Source organism: Arthrobacter sp. AL05 (assembly GCF_029960715.1).
Classification (GTDB): domain Bacteria; phylum Actinomycetota; class Actinomycetes; order Actinomycetales; family Micrococcaceae; genus Arthrobacter.
The window spans coordinates 131063-148233 of record NZ_JASBRC010000008.1; the positions used below are offsets into that span (position 1 = coordinate 131063).

9 protein-coding genes are annotated in these 17171 nt (G+C 60.1%); 1 reads left to right on the forward strand and 8 read right to left on the reverse strand.

All coding sequences use genetic code 11. From position 1 onward, the window contains the following. Positions 1-286 precede the first annotated feature (286 nt). Both QK287_RS11755 and QK287_RS11760 read right to left on the reverse strand, forming a co-directional pair. Complete coding sequence (locus QK287_RS11755; protein ID WP_282360165.1) at positions 287-1813, reverse strand: hypothetical protein; 1527 nt, start codon at positions 1811-1813, stop codon at positions 287-289. 603 nt (positions 1814-2416) lie between these two features. Next, positions 2417-3301 (reverse strand): alpha-amylase family glycosyl hydrolase, encoded by an 885-nt coding sequence (locus QK287_RS11760; protein WP_282360166.1) that lies wholly within the window; start codon positions 3299-3301, stop codon positions 2417-2419. Between the two features lie 507 nt (positions 3302-3808). On the opposite strand from QK287_RS11760, the gene QK287_RS11765 reads away from it, so the two are divergent. Then, complete coding sequence (locus QK287_RS11765) at positions 3809-7633, forward strand: 5'-methylthioadenosine/S-adenosylhomocysteine nucleosidase (RefSeq protein WP_282360167.1); 3825 nt, start codon at positions 3809-3811, stop codon at positions 7631-7633. 1920 nt (positions 7634-9553) lie between these two features. Here QK287_RS11765 and QK287_RS11770 read toward each other — a convergent pair. The 6 genes from QK287_RS11770 to dcm all read right to left on the reverse strand — a co-directional run bounded on the left by QK287_RS11770 (position 9554) and on the right by dcm (position 17101). Beyond that, positions 9554-10210 (reverse strand): helicase associated domain-containing protein, encoded by a 657-nt coding sequence (locus QK287_RS11770; RefSeq protein WP_282360168.1) that lies wholly within the window; start codon positions 10208-10210, stop codon positions 9554-9556. Between the two features lie 244 nt (positions 10211-10454). Continuing rightward, positions 10455-12572 (reverse strand): ATP-binding protein, encoded by a 2118-nt coding sequence (locus QK287_RS11775; protein WP_282360169.1) that lies wholly within the window; start codon positions 12570-12572, stop codon positions 10455-10457. A gap of 555 nt (positions 12573-13127) precedes the next feature. Then, positions 13128-13406: a hypothetical protein gene (locus QK287_RS11780; protein WP_282360170.1), complete on the reverse strand. Its 279-nt coding sequence runs from the start codon at positions 13404-13406 to the stop codon at positions 13128-13130. Next, positions 13364-13858 (reverse strand): hypothetical protein, encoded by a 495-nt coding sequence (locus QK287_RS11785; RefSeq protein ID WP_282360171.1) that lies wholly within the window; start codon positions 13856-13858, stop codon positions 13364-13366. Before QK287_RS11785 ends, QK287_RS11780 begins: the two co-directional genes overlap by 43 nt. A gap of 1273 nt (positions 13859-15131) precedes the next feature. Beyond that, complete coding sequence (locus QK287_RS11790) at positions 15132-15833, reverse strand: GIY-YIG nuclease family protein (protein WP_282360172.1); 702 nt, start codon at positions 15831-15833, stop codon at positions 15132-15134. Positions 15834-15940: 107 nt separating this feature from the next. Next, the gene (dcm, locus tag QK287_RS11795; protein WP_282360173.1) at positions 15941-17101 is read right to left on the reverse strand and encodes a DNA (cytosine-5-)-methyltransferase; all 1161 of its coding nucleotides are present in this window, start codon (positions 17099-17101) and stop codon (positions 15941-15943) included. Positions 17102-17171: the final 70 nt, after the last annotated feature.

Below are 17171 nucleotides of genomic sequence, written 5' to 3' on the forward strand. Positions count from 1 at the left end.
GTTACGTTTCGTAAACGGGCGATCCAGCTCTTAAGCGTGCTGACGGAGCGCACAGAAATCCGTAGCAATCTGTGCCGGCGGCGACAGGCCCGGCTTCTCGGGGCACATCAATGCTCAGGAACTGCACCGCTCGAGTCGACTGGCCGCACACGGTAGCGACGAACTGACACAGGTCCCCGGTGACGGCGGCATCAGTTCTTGAACTCGCAGCTAGAATCTTCATGCGACATCGGCCGCGGGTCGCTTGGAACTGTTGATCGATTGGCCAGCGCCGCTCGTGATCGTGTCAGGAGTCTCTCCCCTGATTGAGCGCAGGTGCAGTCTCGAGGCCAAGCCACTCCCGGACTTCCTGCTCAGTGTCAGGAGATTTGCTGATCAGACCATTAAGCTCACCCATCGAGAGAATTCGATCGAGCAGAATGTGGCGGAGGTCATTCGCGTTGGTCGCTGGCAGAATCCGTCCGGCTCGGTTCGCCGCCTGCAGCACGTAGGTTGCGTGCGGGCGTACAACCAACTGACCGCGCTTCTCGGCATCAGAGCGTGCCTGACGAGCCAGGGTGTCGATCTCCGACGCGGAGAGGTTGCTCGCGGGGGCATGACCCAGCTCGAGGGATTGCAACACGTTCGCGACCGCCACGATCACCTGGTCGACCCTCTCGGGGCCAATGAGGGGCAGCGCTTTGTCATAAGTTCGGAGTTCTCGCGTTATCTCTGGTACGACTCCGGTACCCGTGTCCTCCGTCGTCCATCCTTCAGGGATCGGCGTATTCGGAGGATGAATATACCCGGGGGCTGGCCCAGACAACTCAGCCTCCGGAACTACAGACTCGAGGAAGCGTTTAAATCCTCCGAAGTTCGCCCACACACGGGTGATCTCCGTGCCGAACACGAGCGTCAGTTGCTGGGACAAGGCAGCCAGCGCCAGAGGCTTTCTTAGTCCGCGAACCGCAACCGCCGTCTCACTTATGAGCGCGGCCTCTATCTCCGCGTCTCGATCCCGTTTCGGAACTCCGCCAGTCCCGTCAATCAATGACGATCCGGATGCGCCCTCACCCGGAGTAGGTATGACTACTGCGTCGGGCCCACTCGCGACGAAGGCGACCGCTACTTCGGACGGCTGAGGATCAACTGCGCGCACCGAGCGTTGCGCCTCGACGTCTAGGCCGGTGCGGAGATCCTGAGCGATGTTATCTACGGCAGCCAACAGTTCCGCCATGCGAAGTGACATTCCTACGATCCACTCCGGCACAGTGGAACCCGGCTTGTAAGTGTCCTCGTGAGTCAATTCGCCCCAACCATCTTGGAGCAGTGTTCGCGCTTGAACCTCGACCCGAACGCGCCGGTTTCCCTTCATATGCGGAACGGGCACGACAAGATTTACGTGGTAGGCGCGGTAGCCCGACGGCTTCGGACTGGCGAAGTAGTCGCGATGCGAATCATGCTCCACTGCGAGTGACTGAGCTACTGTGGGACTCTCGATCGGCAGTTCGCCGATGATCTCTTGGAAAGTGTTTATGTCCGACAGGTTGTTGCAGATGAGTCGCAGGCCCACCAAATCGTCAATCGCTCCGGGCACGTCATCCAGGGCATTGATTTGGCTTACATATTTCTCGCGATTTAGCTTGGCGAAAGATCGTTGCGCTGACTTGACTCGACTTGTGGAGATGCGAAAGCGTCCGCGGTCAACTGAGTCGATGCGATGGTCAAGCAGCTCCTCGACAAGCCGCAGTGCTGTGGCCAGCGCTGGCTTAAGAAACCCCTTTTGTGCGGTCTCGTGCCAGTCCAGGTACTCCTCGTATCGCAGTTCAAACACGTCGTCCCCCGATTCGCCGTTGGCGCGCTCCTAGTCTGCGGCCCTGCTATCAAAAGATAGCGCATCCTGAACAATTAGCTTTGCCTTCTGCATAGGAGCGGGCCCAGCATCTTCGTACTTTCCCGAGTGATCCTAGTCAGTTCCCATTGACGGTCGCGATTCTAACTACTTTTATCCCCCCCAGACTGGAGCTATGTTGTTGCTCATAGTCATCGGCGTCGGAACATGGTGGAGTTCCGCTTCAATGTATAGCCGACGAGTGGGCTGTGACGGGCGTTGATCCTCAGTGCAACATAGCCGGTTTCACCAGCACACGTCCGCTAACCCTACGGCCGGCAGCGAGGAAGCAGTGGAAAAGTAGCCGGGAAAGCAGAGGATTTTGGCTGTGGCCGTCCACGTTCCATAAGAAACGTGAACGGCCCTTTTCGTGTGACGGTGTGACGGTGTGACGGGTCCCGTCAGTCCCGGAGGACCCAGGCGGCGTTGTTCGGCTGCAGCCAGCCATCCTCAGCCAGCGGCTAGGCGCTGAGCAGCACGGATCCCGCCGGCAGCTGCACCGGCTCGGTTCCCATTGCGACGGCGACCAAGAAGTCGGGGCTCCGCTCACAGATCAGCAGGTTGCCGGCCTCGACGCGCCACGAACCGCCGTCGTTCGCGACAGAGACTTCCGTCTTCCACAGCAGCCGGCGCAGCTCCAGAGCCTTGGTCACCAGCGCCAGCGAGGACTCTGGGTCCTGCTGCTGGAGTTCGATCGCGTGCGTGCCCCAGTCCACCGGGATCGGCAGCCAGGGTTCCGCGGCACGTTCCGCCAAACGAGAAGCCGTGGCTCAGCGCCGCGTCCGCGGTCCAGGGCAGCGGCACTCGGGCGCCGTCGCGGCAGACCCCGCCGCGGGCCCACATGGGATCCACCCGGGACTCTAGCGGGACGTCGACCTCGGGCAGCCCGAGCTCCTGCCCCTGGTACAGGTACGCCGGGCCAGGCAAACCCAGCAAAGCCACCAAAGAGGCCCGGGCCCGCAGTGCGCCGACCTCCCCACCACCAAACCGGGTGACGGAACGGACGATGTCGCGGTTTTCCAGCGCCCACGTCGGCGTCGCGCCGTGCAGTTGCCTGGCGGCTTCGAGGTCGTTCCCGACGGCGGCCCACGCCTCCGGATCCCAGCCGAGCTTCACAAACGCGAAGGCAAAGGCCTGCTGCATTTCATCGGCCCGGGTGTAGCGGGCGGCGCGGGCCGGTTCCAGGTTGACCTCGCCTACCAGCAGGCGGTGCGGCTCATACTTCTCCGCGAGGGTCCGCCAGCGGCGGTACACCTCGTGGACTTCCTCCTGGTCCGAGACCTGCGGGTTGGACCGCAGCCCGTCCACCACCCCGCCGGTCGAGGGCGAGTCCGGCAGGCCGTCGGCCTTGAACAGGGTGGGTCGTCCCCCAAACACCGACAGACTGTTGGCGGCTTCTTCGGCCGAGGGTGCGCAGTCAATCCACAACATAATGACCGTTATGGTGTGGGTGAGTGAGTTACGGATTCACTCCACAGCACTGCACCGAACACGAACCCGAAGCGATACGCCATGCTACTCATGAGCCAACCGCACAGATCGCCGGGCCCACGGAAAAGCGCCGTGCCCGCGCGACAGATATATGAAGACTTATAGTTTGAGATTCCCGCCGAGGGGTCCTCGATCCACGCCGAGTTTATGTCGACTGTGCAGACTTGCCATGGGCTGGGGGGCCTTCCTCTTGCGGCCCACGCCCGCCTCCAGCAATGGCCCGATGTCACAGCGAACAAGCAAACCACCGTGGCTCGAGTCAACATCCGAAACTAGGTAATGCCTTTTCGCCGAGTAAGCGGTACCGAAAAAGAATACGAACATGTCCGGGGAGTCGTCAGGTCGTGCGGGTGACGTATTGAGACATACTCAAACCACGGCCGTCTGAGAAACTCGTACTTTTCGATAACAACGGACGCCATCTTGGATGTCATGGAGGGTATGCAAATGGACGGTGTTGATGTACTGCTGCTGTGCGCGGTGCCAATCGAGTGGGAATGCCTTAAGGAGTTGATCCTCGATCCGGTCGAGGATCCGGTTCTCAGTGATCCTGCAATCCGAGGGCGCATTGAGTATGACGGTCGCGCTCTGACCGCGGCGCTTGTAGAAGTCGGGATGGGGCTGTCCCCTTCTGCGATGGCCACGCTCAAGGCGATAGACAAGTACCAACCCGCGCTTGTCGCTTTTGTCGGTATCGCGGGCGGCATAAAGGACGTCAAAGTTGGCGACGTCATAATTGCAGACAAGGTCTACTCGTATGAAGTTGGGAAGGTCAAAGAGGGACAATTCCAGTCACGGTCCGACACACGTGTTGTCTCCTCAGAACTCGACGGCATCGCGCGGAGGCTTCGCGCAAGCCACATCCCGAATGAATATCGGCTTTTTGTAGGTGCGATCGCGAGCGGAGAGAAGGTCGTAGCGGACGTTGATGCCGAAGAACTAAAGCGAATCCAGGCCCTCGGTGGAGACTCGCTTGCCGTCGAGATGGAAGGCGCTTCGGTTCTCGGTGCAATTGATCGCGCAGACGCGACCCCCGACTATTTCTTGGTCCGCGGTATCTCAGATCTCATCCACAACAAGTCAGAGGCGGACGCTGACGGCGGCCAAGAACGCGCCATTAAGAATGCCCGCGAGATTGCCATGCAACTCATCAAGGCGTGGGACGTCAACGTGGAGGCAAGCTTCCCTGCTGAACAGACGAAGCCCGACCTTCTCGCTGCGGGACTTCCACTGCCATCGCCCACAGAGTGTTTTGTTCTCATTGCCACGCCAAGCTCACCTTATGCCGAGGCTGTTGTCAAAAGCGGATTTCCCGTCGCAATGATCGTTGACCTGGATCCCCGCTCAGAAATCGATGGACTTCTTGCCAGCGCGCGCGCAGCCCTTGAAGACCGTCGAGCGGTTCACCTTGGCGCACCGCTTAGCCCTCCACCGTTCGGTACGAGCTCCACTGCGTGGTTGCGAGTTCAAGGTTTTGATGACCCGGTCGTGGACATCCAACGCTGGACACGCACGGTCCGTCGTTCATGGCGTTCAATGCTATCGACGTTTGCCTCGTCAATAGGTGGGCGCCACGTCGTCCTCTTGGTGACGGATGACGGCGATAGCGGCTGGGACTCATGGCGCGTACCACTCGTCGACGACCTACTAACGGAGTTTGGGGAACGGGCTCTCGTGGGCATACTCGGGTCAGGTCGGTCGATCAACTCAGACTTCCGACTCGCCTTACGTCCGGACGAGCTAGCAGGGGCATTGACCGGGATGATGCCGCCGGAATTGGCCTCCGACACCCGCAGGCTGCCGGGCGTGGATGGCCCCGTTGAGATCTCCGCAGCCGATGCGGGCTGGATAGGCGAGGATGCGACCGTCTACTGGTCCGCGGAACCCGACACCAGCGGCGCCGAGGCGGAAGCACTTGACTTCCTAAGGGGCGGAGAAATCACGCTCGCAGCGCTCGGAGTCGACGCCGATGTCACACGGACTGAGACTGACACAATCCAGAAGCAACTGCTCGGCATGCTTTCGAACCGCCGCACACTTCGACTCAACCTGTTCCACGCGCCCGGCTCAGGTGGGACGACATTGGCGCGAAGAATTGGTTTCAACATTCGCACACGATTTCCGGTCATGCTCCTGCACCAGATCCGGGCGGGCGAAACTATTCAACGGATTGAGGCCGTCAGCCGTCAGACAAAAAACACCGTACTGGTTGTCGCCGAGGCGGCAGACGTTCGTGACGACCAGATCGCGGCACTCATCGACGAGCTACACGCCGTATCGCTGCCCGCCGTCGTGTTCGCCGTCTCACGCGCATACACCCCGCCCTCCGCGCACTCGTCGTCGCCCTACATTCCCGAGGTCCTCGGAGACGTCGAAGCTGAGGCATTCGTGGACGCTTACAGCGCGCGGGCCTACGCGGCTCGAGGGGCTTTGCAAACAATTGCGGGCTATCACGATCATCGCCGTAACGCCTTCTTCTTCGGGCTCGTCGCTTTCGAAGAGGACTTCCGAGGCATTGAAGCCTATGTGCGAGGTCGCTTGGCGGGTGTCGAGGGTCCACAGCGACAGGTGATGCTCGTCTGCAGTATCGCCCATTTCTTCGGGCAATCGTCGATCCCCGAGTACGCCCTAGCGCGCCTCGTGGGACTTCCGTCATCTCGTGCCGGCGGCTTCGCGCGCATTCTCGCAGCTGAACTAAGGGGTCTTCTTTGGCGCTCGGCGGAAGGCGAGTGGCGGACTACCCACCCCCTCGTGGCGGAGGAAATTCTGCGCCAGCTTGGCGGCGGCAATGATCTATGGACTCAAGCCTTGTCTGGCTGGGGTCGCCTGTTCGCCGATTTCTGCCTCGAGGCTGAGGACGACGATGCCATGCGAAAACTCCTCGAGAGCGTGTTTGTTGAACGCGACGACGACTTTGCCCAGTCCGGACCGAGCCGGGAGAGTTTCGCCCGTCTCATCGAGAAGATTCCATCCCTGGACGGCGCCGCGCAGTTGTTGGCTTACGTCGCCGAGCGCCAGTCGGACCATCCGCACGTTTGGGCACATGCGGCGCGCTACTACGCGTTTCGCATGGTTGACTTCGAAACCGCGGAGACCTACGCGAAGCGGGCGAGTGCCCTTTCGCCGGACAGTTCTACACTGCATCACATCCTCGGCATGGTTTATCGAGCACGCGTGTACGACGGTCTCGGCCGCCATGTCTCTCTTGACGAACTGTCTCCGTGGGTGGATGACGCGGCAGCAGAGTTTGCGATCTCTCGCGAACTCGCAGCCAGCACCAAGGACCACGGCTTTGTCAGCGAAATCCAGATGCGTGTCAAACTCGTGGAGTACGCGATCCGTGACACCACGCTCGCGAATTATCTGAAGGGCGCACCGCACCGGCTGGTGGTCTCAAGCCTAGAAAAAGCGGAGGACTTGATCTCAACATTGCGTTACCGCGGGGACCCGCGAAAGCCGAGCAGTTTCGAGCAGACGGAGCGAGCGAAACTTAGGCGGGTCTACGGGGACTACGGCACCTCCCTTCAGCTCCTAGACGCATTGCTCGTGAGGGGCACCGTCCCGTTGCCGATCGTTCGTCGACAGTTAGTCTGGACTTACTTGGCTCGTGTTGACCGGGACTGGCGAGCCCTCGCTCAGAAGGACGTCAATCGCGTTGTATCGCTGTTGGACGAAAACATGGCCGTCGATGGCTACTCGTCGTCGGACGCACTGGCGTGGTGGCGGGCGGTCCGAATGAAGACTCCGCCGGTATCGCACGAGAGAATCAAGGAAGTCTTGGCGTACTGGCGGTCCTCCAACCCGACTCTCGATGCGGAGTACTGCTCGTTCGTGGCATATGCGCTCGATGTCCTGGACAAGCTCCCCCAGTCCGTACCTGAAGCAGCAAAGCACGCCCGTAAGAGTGCGGAAATGGCCCGGAATGAGGGCACGCGAACGCGGTCCGTCGACTGGTACGGAGACGGCCATGGAATGGCATCCTTGGTGCACCACTCGGAACTGGGAAAGTGGGATCCTGGCTTAGACTTCTGGGCCGACACAAGGCGACTGCGTACCGTCGAGGCACGCGTGACGAAGATTCGCGGACCACAGGCCGGAGTTGCCGAAGTTCGGGGCATGGAAGCCTTCTTCGTGCCTCAGCGCGCGGGAGTCGTCCGTGGCCGGCATGAAAACGAATATATCCGTGGATTCTTGGCTTTTACCCACGATGGCCTCCGGATTTGGGAGCCGACTTTGATTGAGCGGCGCATCGAAAATCGTGGCAATATTTGATGGCATGAGGAAGCAGAAGCAGCAGTCGGCCCGGATCCTCGCCATGCGGGCAGCCCGTTACACGTGTCCGAAGAGCCGAACCTGCAGCCAGGGGCCGGTCGGCGGGAGAGGCCAAGGGAACTAGCCTCGAGCGCAGCTTAACGCCGAGAACTAAAAAGCGGTCATGGGCGAGAGTCCCTTGAAGCTCCGCTAGAAAAGCTGTTGGCGACCAGCTGACATACATGATCCTCGCAAGGTCATGGCTGTCGGATGGTCGCTCGTCGAGGCAAGAAGACCCCGCTTTTCTTGTATTACGGGGGAAGCGGGGCGTTCGATTTGGCGGAAGCGGTGCGATGTGGACCCATCGGCGCGGCAGGAGCGACATCTTTACTTCCACATACATGAGGTCTTCAACCGCAGCGTTCACTCGGCCCTGGACTGTCGCCGAACCCCGCATATATCCCGCGGATTCGCTGACAACAGACGAAAGCGAATGACAGCAGAAAACAGCCCCGACCTGCGCTGATCGAAGATGACGGTAGCCCGCATAAACCCCCGAAAAATCCGTACTCTTACTCGAAAGTTCCGCGTCCGCTGTGGTCCTACCCTGTCGACTCTTTTCATTCTGGGCGCGTCCACCGTGAGAGTTCTGTTACCGCTGCATTACCTCAAAGCCCGTCACGGGCGAAGCAAAGGCCGATGCTTCCCTTGTAAACAAAAGGAAGCGGGGGCCTCGCTACCTGGCGGTGACGGTAAGATTTGAACTCGTGCGTGCGGACGACGCTAAGCGCGTCCCCGTGCACCGGGGATATTGCGATCCAGCCGCATCTGGCCATTGCAGAGCTCGCAGCCTGGCGCGAGACTGCGACTGCCATCGCCGCCGCCCCGGCGAGAAAACCGTGGGATGGCTCGAGAACCTCTCGGAAGCCGTTGAACGTCCCTAAAGGTGCGGCGTAAATCGATGAAAGTTGAGCGAGCGCAGAACAGTCGGATGCGGAGCCTTGGCGGTGGTTGACCCCTCTGGAATGATGAACGCAACGGGCAGAGAGGGGCGAGCCGATGTCCGCATGTTAAGAACCCCGGACCCCCAGGGAACAAACCATTCGACAGATACGAAGCAATATCCGGGCGGCCCAACTCCGGGTTGCTCCAGACGAGGTCCGGGGACGGCACACGCCTCCCGAAGTCGTACGCCTGGCGCAGCTGACGATGCCGCCGCTGCCCTCGCCCATGGATGCTTTGAGATCGCCGCACGCGAAGTTTCGGACGCATCCGGCATCATGGGGAGAACGAGCGGGCACGCCCAGTCGCGCGGCGATTTGCTCCTGGGTGAGTCCGCGAGCGAGTCGAATGTTGGGTTTCCGGAGTCGGTAACCTGATCATCGCTGTCAACGGGTCAGTGCATGCGTTGAAGACCGACGCCACGGTCTGGGGTTGGCGTTCCAATAGCCTCGGCCAGTTGAGGGATGGGACGACCAAGTGTGGCCGTCCAAGTAACTGGCCTCTTCGCTGTGCAGAGGATTGCTGCCGCCATAAACTCACCCGCATACGCGGTGAAAACGGATAGCACAGTTCTTGCCTGGCGACCTCCGTACTACAGCGAAAACGGCAACGGAAGTAATTTACCTAGGCCAATTTAGTCTGACGTAGCAAACGGTGGCCCTCCGATGAAGAAGGTCCGGCCTCCTTCATCGGCCCGCGCCAGACGATCATTGGACACCGCCCAGCGTGCGCTGTGCGGGGGGCTCCGCCTGCCCCTAGTGGGCACAACCGGGAAGAGGGCCCTGGCTGCGACCTATGAGGATGCCTCCGCACCAATCCAAGGGACTCGATACGGAGGCTCCCGGTTCTCCAAGCTGGGGGACTGGAAAACCACTCTGAGGGTACTAGGCGGGGTGGCGTCCTGGCCGGCGGCCGGTTGGAAGGCGCGCACTTTTGAGGTCACCGCCCGCGAGGGCGGCCCCTGGTCCTCCCGGTCCGCCACCCGGGAACGGTGTCGTCCAGGAGCTTGGCCTTCGCAGGGTCGAGGTCGCCGCGGCGGTGTTTGTACCGCTGGGTGTGGATCCACACGCCGAGGGTGTGTTCCCGCTCAGAGTCGCAGCCCTTGTGGCGGGGCCAGTCGTAGCCCTCGTGTCGGAAGTCCTCCAGCTGGGCCAGGCGGTGATGCCAGCGGGCCTCGTCCTCGGCGTCCCTGCGGTTTCCCATCCACCCGGGGACTTGGGTCAGGCCGTCACTGTAGGCCGGGTCCAGGGTCCGCTCGGCCGCTTCGCGTCGGCGTGCCGCCAGCCACCGCGCCAACGCCCGTTCGCTCCGTTGCCCGGAGCGATCACGGGGGAGCCGGCCTTCGGCCTTGACCCAGGCGATGAGCTCGTCCAAGCGGGCGAGGTCCGTGGGGGAGGGGTGGGGAACGGGTGCGGCGCCGGCTGCGGCCTGGTGTTCGGCCTCGAGACCGGGGTCCTGGCGGCGGGCAACGACCAGGTGGTATGCGACGGCGGAGGGCCCGGCGCGCACGAGGGCAGCGATGCGTTGCCGACTCAGGCCGAGTCGGTACATCAGCACCCATTCCGCGTCAGGAGCGCGCCGCAACTGCCTGTCCATGATTGACATCCTGCCACGGACTCTGCATGAGTCGGGCGTTCACCGCGGGTCACGCACAACGCTTTCGGGCCTCCGCTGGGCCGGCCGGCTGTGGGGTCCAGTGCTGTCAGTCGCAGGGCTTCGGCTGTCCTGGCCCTGTTTTACGTCTTCGACGATGCTCCTATACGAAGTGATTCTGGCCTTCCGATCGCAGGAAAGAACCTGGGGTGAACAAGGGACTGCGAACGGGCGTGAAGGCGCGTAGCTAGCTGCCGTCGAGCGTCGAAATAAGCTCGTCCAAATTTCGTGCAGTGACACTCGCGTCCAAGTAATCTTGGTACTGATTCCGGGCGTTTTCGATGAGGGCGTCGTAGAGACGATAACTGCCGTTGCTTGACTCAAAAACGCTCCGATAATACGACTCTGCGTTCGCGGCTATGCCCATACCTTGAGTACCTGGTTTGCGTCCCAGAACAAAGATCACCTGGATGCCGGGGATTTCGTTGTCACGCTGTTGTTGGCGAAGTATGTCGGCCAGAGCGGACGCGTACTTCACCCCCTGTTCGGCCAGGGTACGGGCATCCACTGTAAGGTCATACCGCTTCAGTTCAACGATGACGTGACGACCGCTGACCGTTCTGTATCGAATATCGATTCTCCCGGTTATCTCCTTTTGCTCGTCATCCATGGCGAACAGGCCAGGTTCGATTCTTCGGAGATTCTCTTCCATCCTCGAACTGCCTGTGGCGCGTTCCCAGGACGCATCCAAAAGCCAGAGGTGCTCGAAGAGATGACGCTGCAAGACAGCTTCCTTCTGATTCGAATCAGTTAGGCCTTGTAGCTGCTCGATGGCTTCCACGCGTGATCGGAGGATGTCTGACCACAGGCCCGCTTCATACGCATCTTGCTGACCAAGCAGGGGCAAAAGGTCTTGGGCGGTCACGTTGCTCAGCAAAGCAAGGTCATCTGAAGATTGCCTCAATCCCACTCGCGCAAAGGCGAGCACACCCGAGCGAAAAAGCGCAGATCTGTCCCGAGCCTCATTTTTCTTCTCGAAGTCCAGGCTTGCGATTGTCCCTACCATTGCTTCCGCGCTTGGTCGCTGCCACTCGGGTAGATCTGCTACCCAAGCCTTCAGCTTGGGATAGCGGGCAAGGGCATCGACAGCTTCTCGTTTCGGTCGGGCCTCACTCCACTGCTCGGCAGCTTTAAGGAAAGCACTCCGCAGGAAGCCCTGTAGTGCTAGTACGCGTTCATCATCTTCAATGAGACGCTGACGGTCACTTGTTGCTATGTCCTCATATTCGGGATCGTCCAGGTCTAGGAAATCGGCCTCCACTTGACCCGTTACGTAGTTACCAAACAGTTTGCTAAAGTCGAGCTTTTCGATAATGCCTTCCTGTATGGGACGCTTGCGGGCCAACACGATGATGTTCTTCAGCGATCCAGCTTCTAGGTCATCTATTAGATCTGTAGGCGTTTTTGAAGTTCCGAACCAGCCTCCAACCTTCCATCCCTTGTCAGCATCAACAAATGCGGTTGGGAGGACAAAGCGTTGGATCCCCGTTGGAAGGACATCATTTGAAAGCGTCTGAGTGCCAAATTCCCATAGAAATTCAAGCTTTTTAAGTTCCTGTCTGTCCTTCCACGTCACGCGCTCGTCATTGATAACCAAGTGAAACCCGCCGTTATCCGGTGTTCGTGGATCGAGGACGTCGAAGCGGCGCGCGAGGCGCTTCCGGAGGGCGCTAGCGGTTAAATTGGCGCGCTTACTCTTAAGCTCGCTCATTATGATTGTCGTGCCCTTCTTGTTGTACTTTGCAGGCACGGAGATGGGAGCGGGATGATACGGCAGGCGTTCTTGGATGCTTTCTTCTAGGTCCTCCACGCGAATGCGGAAGCCATGTGCCTCGCCGGTTTCTGTTTTACTAAACACTTCCACGGTCCGGCCGAGGGAGAACACGGAGAGCTTTCCGATGCCCTTCCGACCCATGTAGGGCCGATTCTTCGTCGGAGAGACGGTACCCTCCTCGGAGCGTTTCTTGTATCCAGCCGTGAGGAAGCGTTGGTTTAGCTGTTCCACGTTCATGCCGACACCATCGTCGGAGACAATTACCTCGAGCAGGACCGCCTGTCCGCTTTGATCTTCCGCTTCACCTTCGGGGGCCCTCGGCTGCCATTTGATGTCAACGACGCCTGCATCAGCGTCATAAGCGTTGGCGACAAGTTCGGACAGGACAGCGGCAGCGTTGCTATAAAGGTTTATCCCTAGTGACTCCAGTACGGAAAGCTCGACGGTCATGGTGTATGTCTTGTCCACTTGGGGGTTCTCTCCAGTCATATCTGGGGACGCCTCGATACCGTCCGTTGATACGTCGGTCATGTCGACTTCTTGTCACGATTGAACATGTGGCTCATCTTTCGGGAATTAGCCGCCGCCTGATGACAGCAGATCTCAGCCTAGCTGTTTCCTTCCCCGAAAACTGGCTGAACTAGTGCTTGCGGAGGCATCCGTAGGCCCTTGTCACTTGCCGCTTTTCGAGTCCCCTTGCTCTTCGTCTTTCAGGGCTGCGATCATAGCCATTGTCTCCATGTGTCGATCAATGCCGCTGGGGGTAGGGGACGGGTAGCCAGGGGATCCCCTCTCCGTCGGCCAGGCGCTGCACCAGAGCTTCGGCCTCCGACGTTCGATATGCCTTCCGGGGCGACCCGCGCTCTGCGATGAGGAATACGGTGGGGTTGGCTTCGATGCCCCCTCCCAGTTAAGCCATCCTAGACTTTTCAACTGGTCCAGGAAGTCCACCAAATGCTGTTTGCGGTGCGTCCTGCACGGCTCACGTGCGGCCACTGGTGACTCTTCCGACGGCGAATTTTGGTTCCAGCGCTGGTTCTACTTTTGGCTGTGTTCACGTCGATTGTAGTCGCGGGACTTTATGGATCAGCGCGGCCAGCGTCGGCGGCGCGAGACTTCAATTGCGGGTATTTCGACGGGCTCCGGTGGGCGATGTGGAACGGAACGGATGTTGTACGGAGTGATGCGTTCGCCTTCGTGCTCTTTCTCGATGGCTGCGGCGGTGCTCTCGTTGAACTGGCGGATGCAGTCTACGGACCAAGCCAGCAGGGCGTCCAGATGATTGACCTCCGCTTCTGCAGCGAAGAGCCGCTCGTGGGCAGTTACGGAACGGTACCCGCACCACTGGCGGAGAAGCTCATGCATCGGTTCCTCCAGCGGAGGTAGCAGTCGTATTCATACCGGGGGGAGGTTTCTATGGGAATTCTGGTGTCCCAGTCCTTGTCTGTGCCGCCTCTCTTGGATTCTTCTCGAGCTTTGGCCTCTTCGGCCCATATCAGCTCGAGAATCGGAGCCGGATTGGTTTGGCATGCCATTTCCGCGATGGAGGGTAGCGAGGGGTGAAAAGCAAGCCTTGCTCTTGTGGATGATCCAGGAATGGTCTGCAGGGAGCCGGTGAGGGATTCAAGAGCAAGTTGATCGTGGACGACGAGGGCATCGTTCACCGGCGTGAGATGCAACTCGGCAACGTCCGAAGGTATGAGCAGTTCAAGAGCTGCCCACATGGCCGAGGATTCGTTTTTGGCGATGGCCTCGTCCCTCACACGCTTCCAACCTTCCATGGTGATGTCGTACTGGGGTGCCAGGTCCCATGGCACCTTGAGCCTTCTGCGGGGCACATTCTCTTGCCTTCCGGAGGCATTCCCATCCAGATGTCGTATTTCAACCCGAAATCGGCGCGACTCTTGGTGAAGCGCCAGCACTTGAACCCTTTCGGATGGCGAGTCATCACGCAAAAGCCTCGTAGCCCGGTGCCCAGAATCGGCGCGGACGCAAACGCGGTTCGTTCCCAGGTCATGCCATCAGGGCCAGGTCCAGAAGTCCCCTCCATCCGGTCCTTCAAAAGAGCGATTTGAGCCATGGTCTCGTTGTAGCGATCAAGCCACCGGGTAAGGGACGGGTATCCAGGGAATGCCTGCCTTGTCGGCAATGCGCTGTGCCAGGGCTTCGGCTTCCCAAGTCCGGTACCTGGTTGGGGGAGAGCCGCGCTCGGCGATGAGGAATAGGGTGGGGCTGTCTTCATTGCGCCATTCCCAATCGATCCATCCCCGCTTCTGCAATAGGTCTAAGAAGTCGCCCAGGTGCTGCTGGCGGTGGGTTCTGTACGGCTCACGTGCGGCCAAGAGTGATTCTTCCTATGGGCAGGTTCTAGTGCCAGTTTCACCCTACCTCTGCTGTCGGCGGGCTTCCGCCAGGTTTGCATTGTCCCTAGAGCGCCCTGCATCCGCGTAGCGCCGGAGGTTGATGAGGAAGCCGTTATCGCCGTGCCTTGGCAGGGGAGCGCCGGGTCGTGGTGCTCATTAATTCTGGGCACGTCGACTTCGCTTGTAGTCCCGGGACTTCTTGTTGTGAACGGCATTGCAGTCATCACAGCGGCATCCGGAGTCGTAACTCAGCGCTGTCCCGTGGCTGCCCAGCATGCGGCCCTCGCGGCGGACGCGTTCCATGTAAGCGTAGTGGGACTTGCGGTTTGCTTCTCGGCAGCGGTCGCAGCGGCAACCGAGGTTGCCATATCCGTTGGGAGTGCCATGCCGCGGGTCATCGTCGGAGAGAACGTCCATTCGGATATCATAGGGCGCCAAGAGCGTATTTCTTTCTGCAACCTGAACTCCTGTGTCAGGTGCACCTTTTAGCGACAGCGAGGATGAGTTCCGTGGCAGCGATTGGTAGTCATGATCCCGGGGACCTGCACCGCTGGGCACGTTTCGCGCGGTCAAGACACGAGACGCAGTGGCCCGGACGCGTGACGGATGGCCCTACTTCGAGATAAATTTCCAGGGCTTTAGCCCTGGCGGCGAACTACTGTACGAGATCCGCTTCGGTGACGGCGAATGGATGTTAGCCGTCGACGACGACCTGGTCCCCATTGCGTCATAGAGCGTCGTCGTCTTCCCCGCTGTCAGGGGCCTCGCTGAGTACAGAACCGACAAGCTGGCTCACGTTGATGGAATCAGGCGTTGGCATGGGTCGCCCCTCAGCAACGGCTAGACGCTGAGCAGACAGGAAGGCAAGTCGGACGGCCTGCACGACCAGCACCCGGCGGAGGCCTACCGTGACTTTTCCACGCTCACGGACTACGTCGGCTAGCCGTGAGACCGTTTCGGCTCTGCGGGCGATGCGGATGTCCGCGTGGCCTCGTTCGACCTTGTGCAGATCTGTGATGAGTGACTTTCTGAACGACTGGGGGAGAGCGACGGGCTCAGAGACGGGTGGAATCTTCTCGTTGAGAATCGCCTTGAATCGACTGTCCTCAATCGCCTTCAGGTAAGCGGAGTACTCGTAGGCATCGAGCAGGCGCGCCAGCTCCTTTTTCTCCTCCGTGGTTGTCGCGCGGCGGGCCAACTCGTCGAATTCCCAGAGGGGCCACACTTGCACTTCCGCGACTTCCAAAGGATCCAAGACCCGCATCGCCACAGCATCTGTCCTTTGATTGGTCAGATGGCGACCGACACGCCCGGACAGCTTTTCGCGTGTTTGACCGACATAGATCGGTTCTCCGTCGTAGTCATAGAACGCGTAGATGCCGAATTTGGCTGTGCCTATTCTTCGGCCTGCTTCATCGAGGCTTTCCATGAACGCCTTGAGCTCGACACGAAACTGTCGGACGTCTTCTGCGGGCAAGGACTCTATGGGGACTGCCGGCCCGCTGCCGGGCAGCGCTGCATCACCGCGGGAGGACACTAACCAGCCACCCGTTCTAGCCGTGCAGGCTGCCGGAGTTCGCCCCGGATAAGGGGTGCCAGGTAGTTTTCCCCGACCCATTGGACAGCGGGGACGACTACGGCGTCGCCGAATCCGAAAAGAATCTGGCTGTCTCTGAGGCCGCTCAGGTTGTAGTCTCCGGCTCCCATGAGGCGCGCGTATTCGACCGGGGTCATCCAACGAACGGCGGTTCTTCCTCGCCCGGCCATCACTACCGCTTGCTTGGAAGACCCTCCGCGCGCTGTGCGCAAGCACCCTGAGACCTCATCGGCCCGGATCTCCCAAACGGGCACACCGGACCGCGTTCGCCGATAAGCCGTCCGATACGTCACGTGCTGGGATGCCTTCATAGCGTCCAGGCGTTCGCGTTGGACCACAGAGAGGGAGGTGAGGAATTTATCCTTGCGCTCCGCATCCCACCAGCGGCTGTCACGTGCCCCCATCGTTTCGACCACGTCGGACAGACCGACGGTCAACATCTCTGGAGGCTCAGGGAGGGCTGCACGATGAGTTATCACGGTTGGGTCCTGGAAAACGCCTTGCAACCATTCGGGCCGCAGTGTTGACACTTCCTTTGTATCTTCCACTGGGACGTCCATGCTGCCGACGATAAAGATGCGGGGCCGGGACTGCGCGACGAACCGCCGGCCATCCAGAGCCAGGACGTCCACGCTGTAGCCGAGGCCGTTCAGTTCTCTGGCGAGGGCTGCCATGTCGTCGCCGCCGTGCGAAGTCGCCAAACCGTTGACGTTCTCCAAAGCGATAACTCGGGGCTTTTTGTCCTCAAGTTCATCCATGATGCGGGTGAAGTGGAAGAAAGTGCCAGACTGCTTCCCCGCGAGCCCACGCCTGTCGCCGGCGAGTGACAAGTCAGTGCAAGGGAAGCTGGCCCAGGCGAAATCCAGGTCTTCGGGGAGGGCCGCGCTTTTGACCTTGGCTATGTCTCCTAGTGCGAAGTCGTGATCAGATCCAAAGTTCCCCTCGTACATCTCCTTTTTCGCCGGCTCGTAGTCGTTGGCCCAGACGATTTCAAAGCCTGCGGGTTCGAGGCCTGCACGTACCAAACCGATGCCGGCGAAGAACTCAGCCGCGCGCAACGGCGCGCGCGAAAGAGGGGGAAGAGATTGGACTTGATTCATGGGCATAACGCTACTTCCGCGCGGATGCCTAATGCCAATTTCCCGGCTGCTTGGAAGCCGTGTCTTTGCT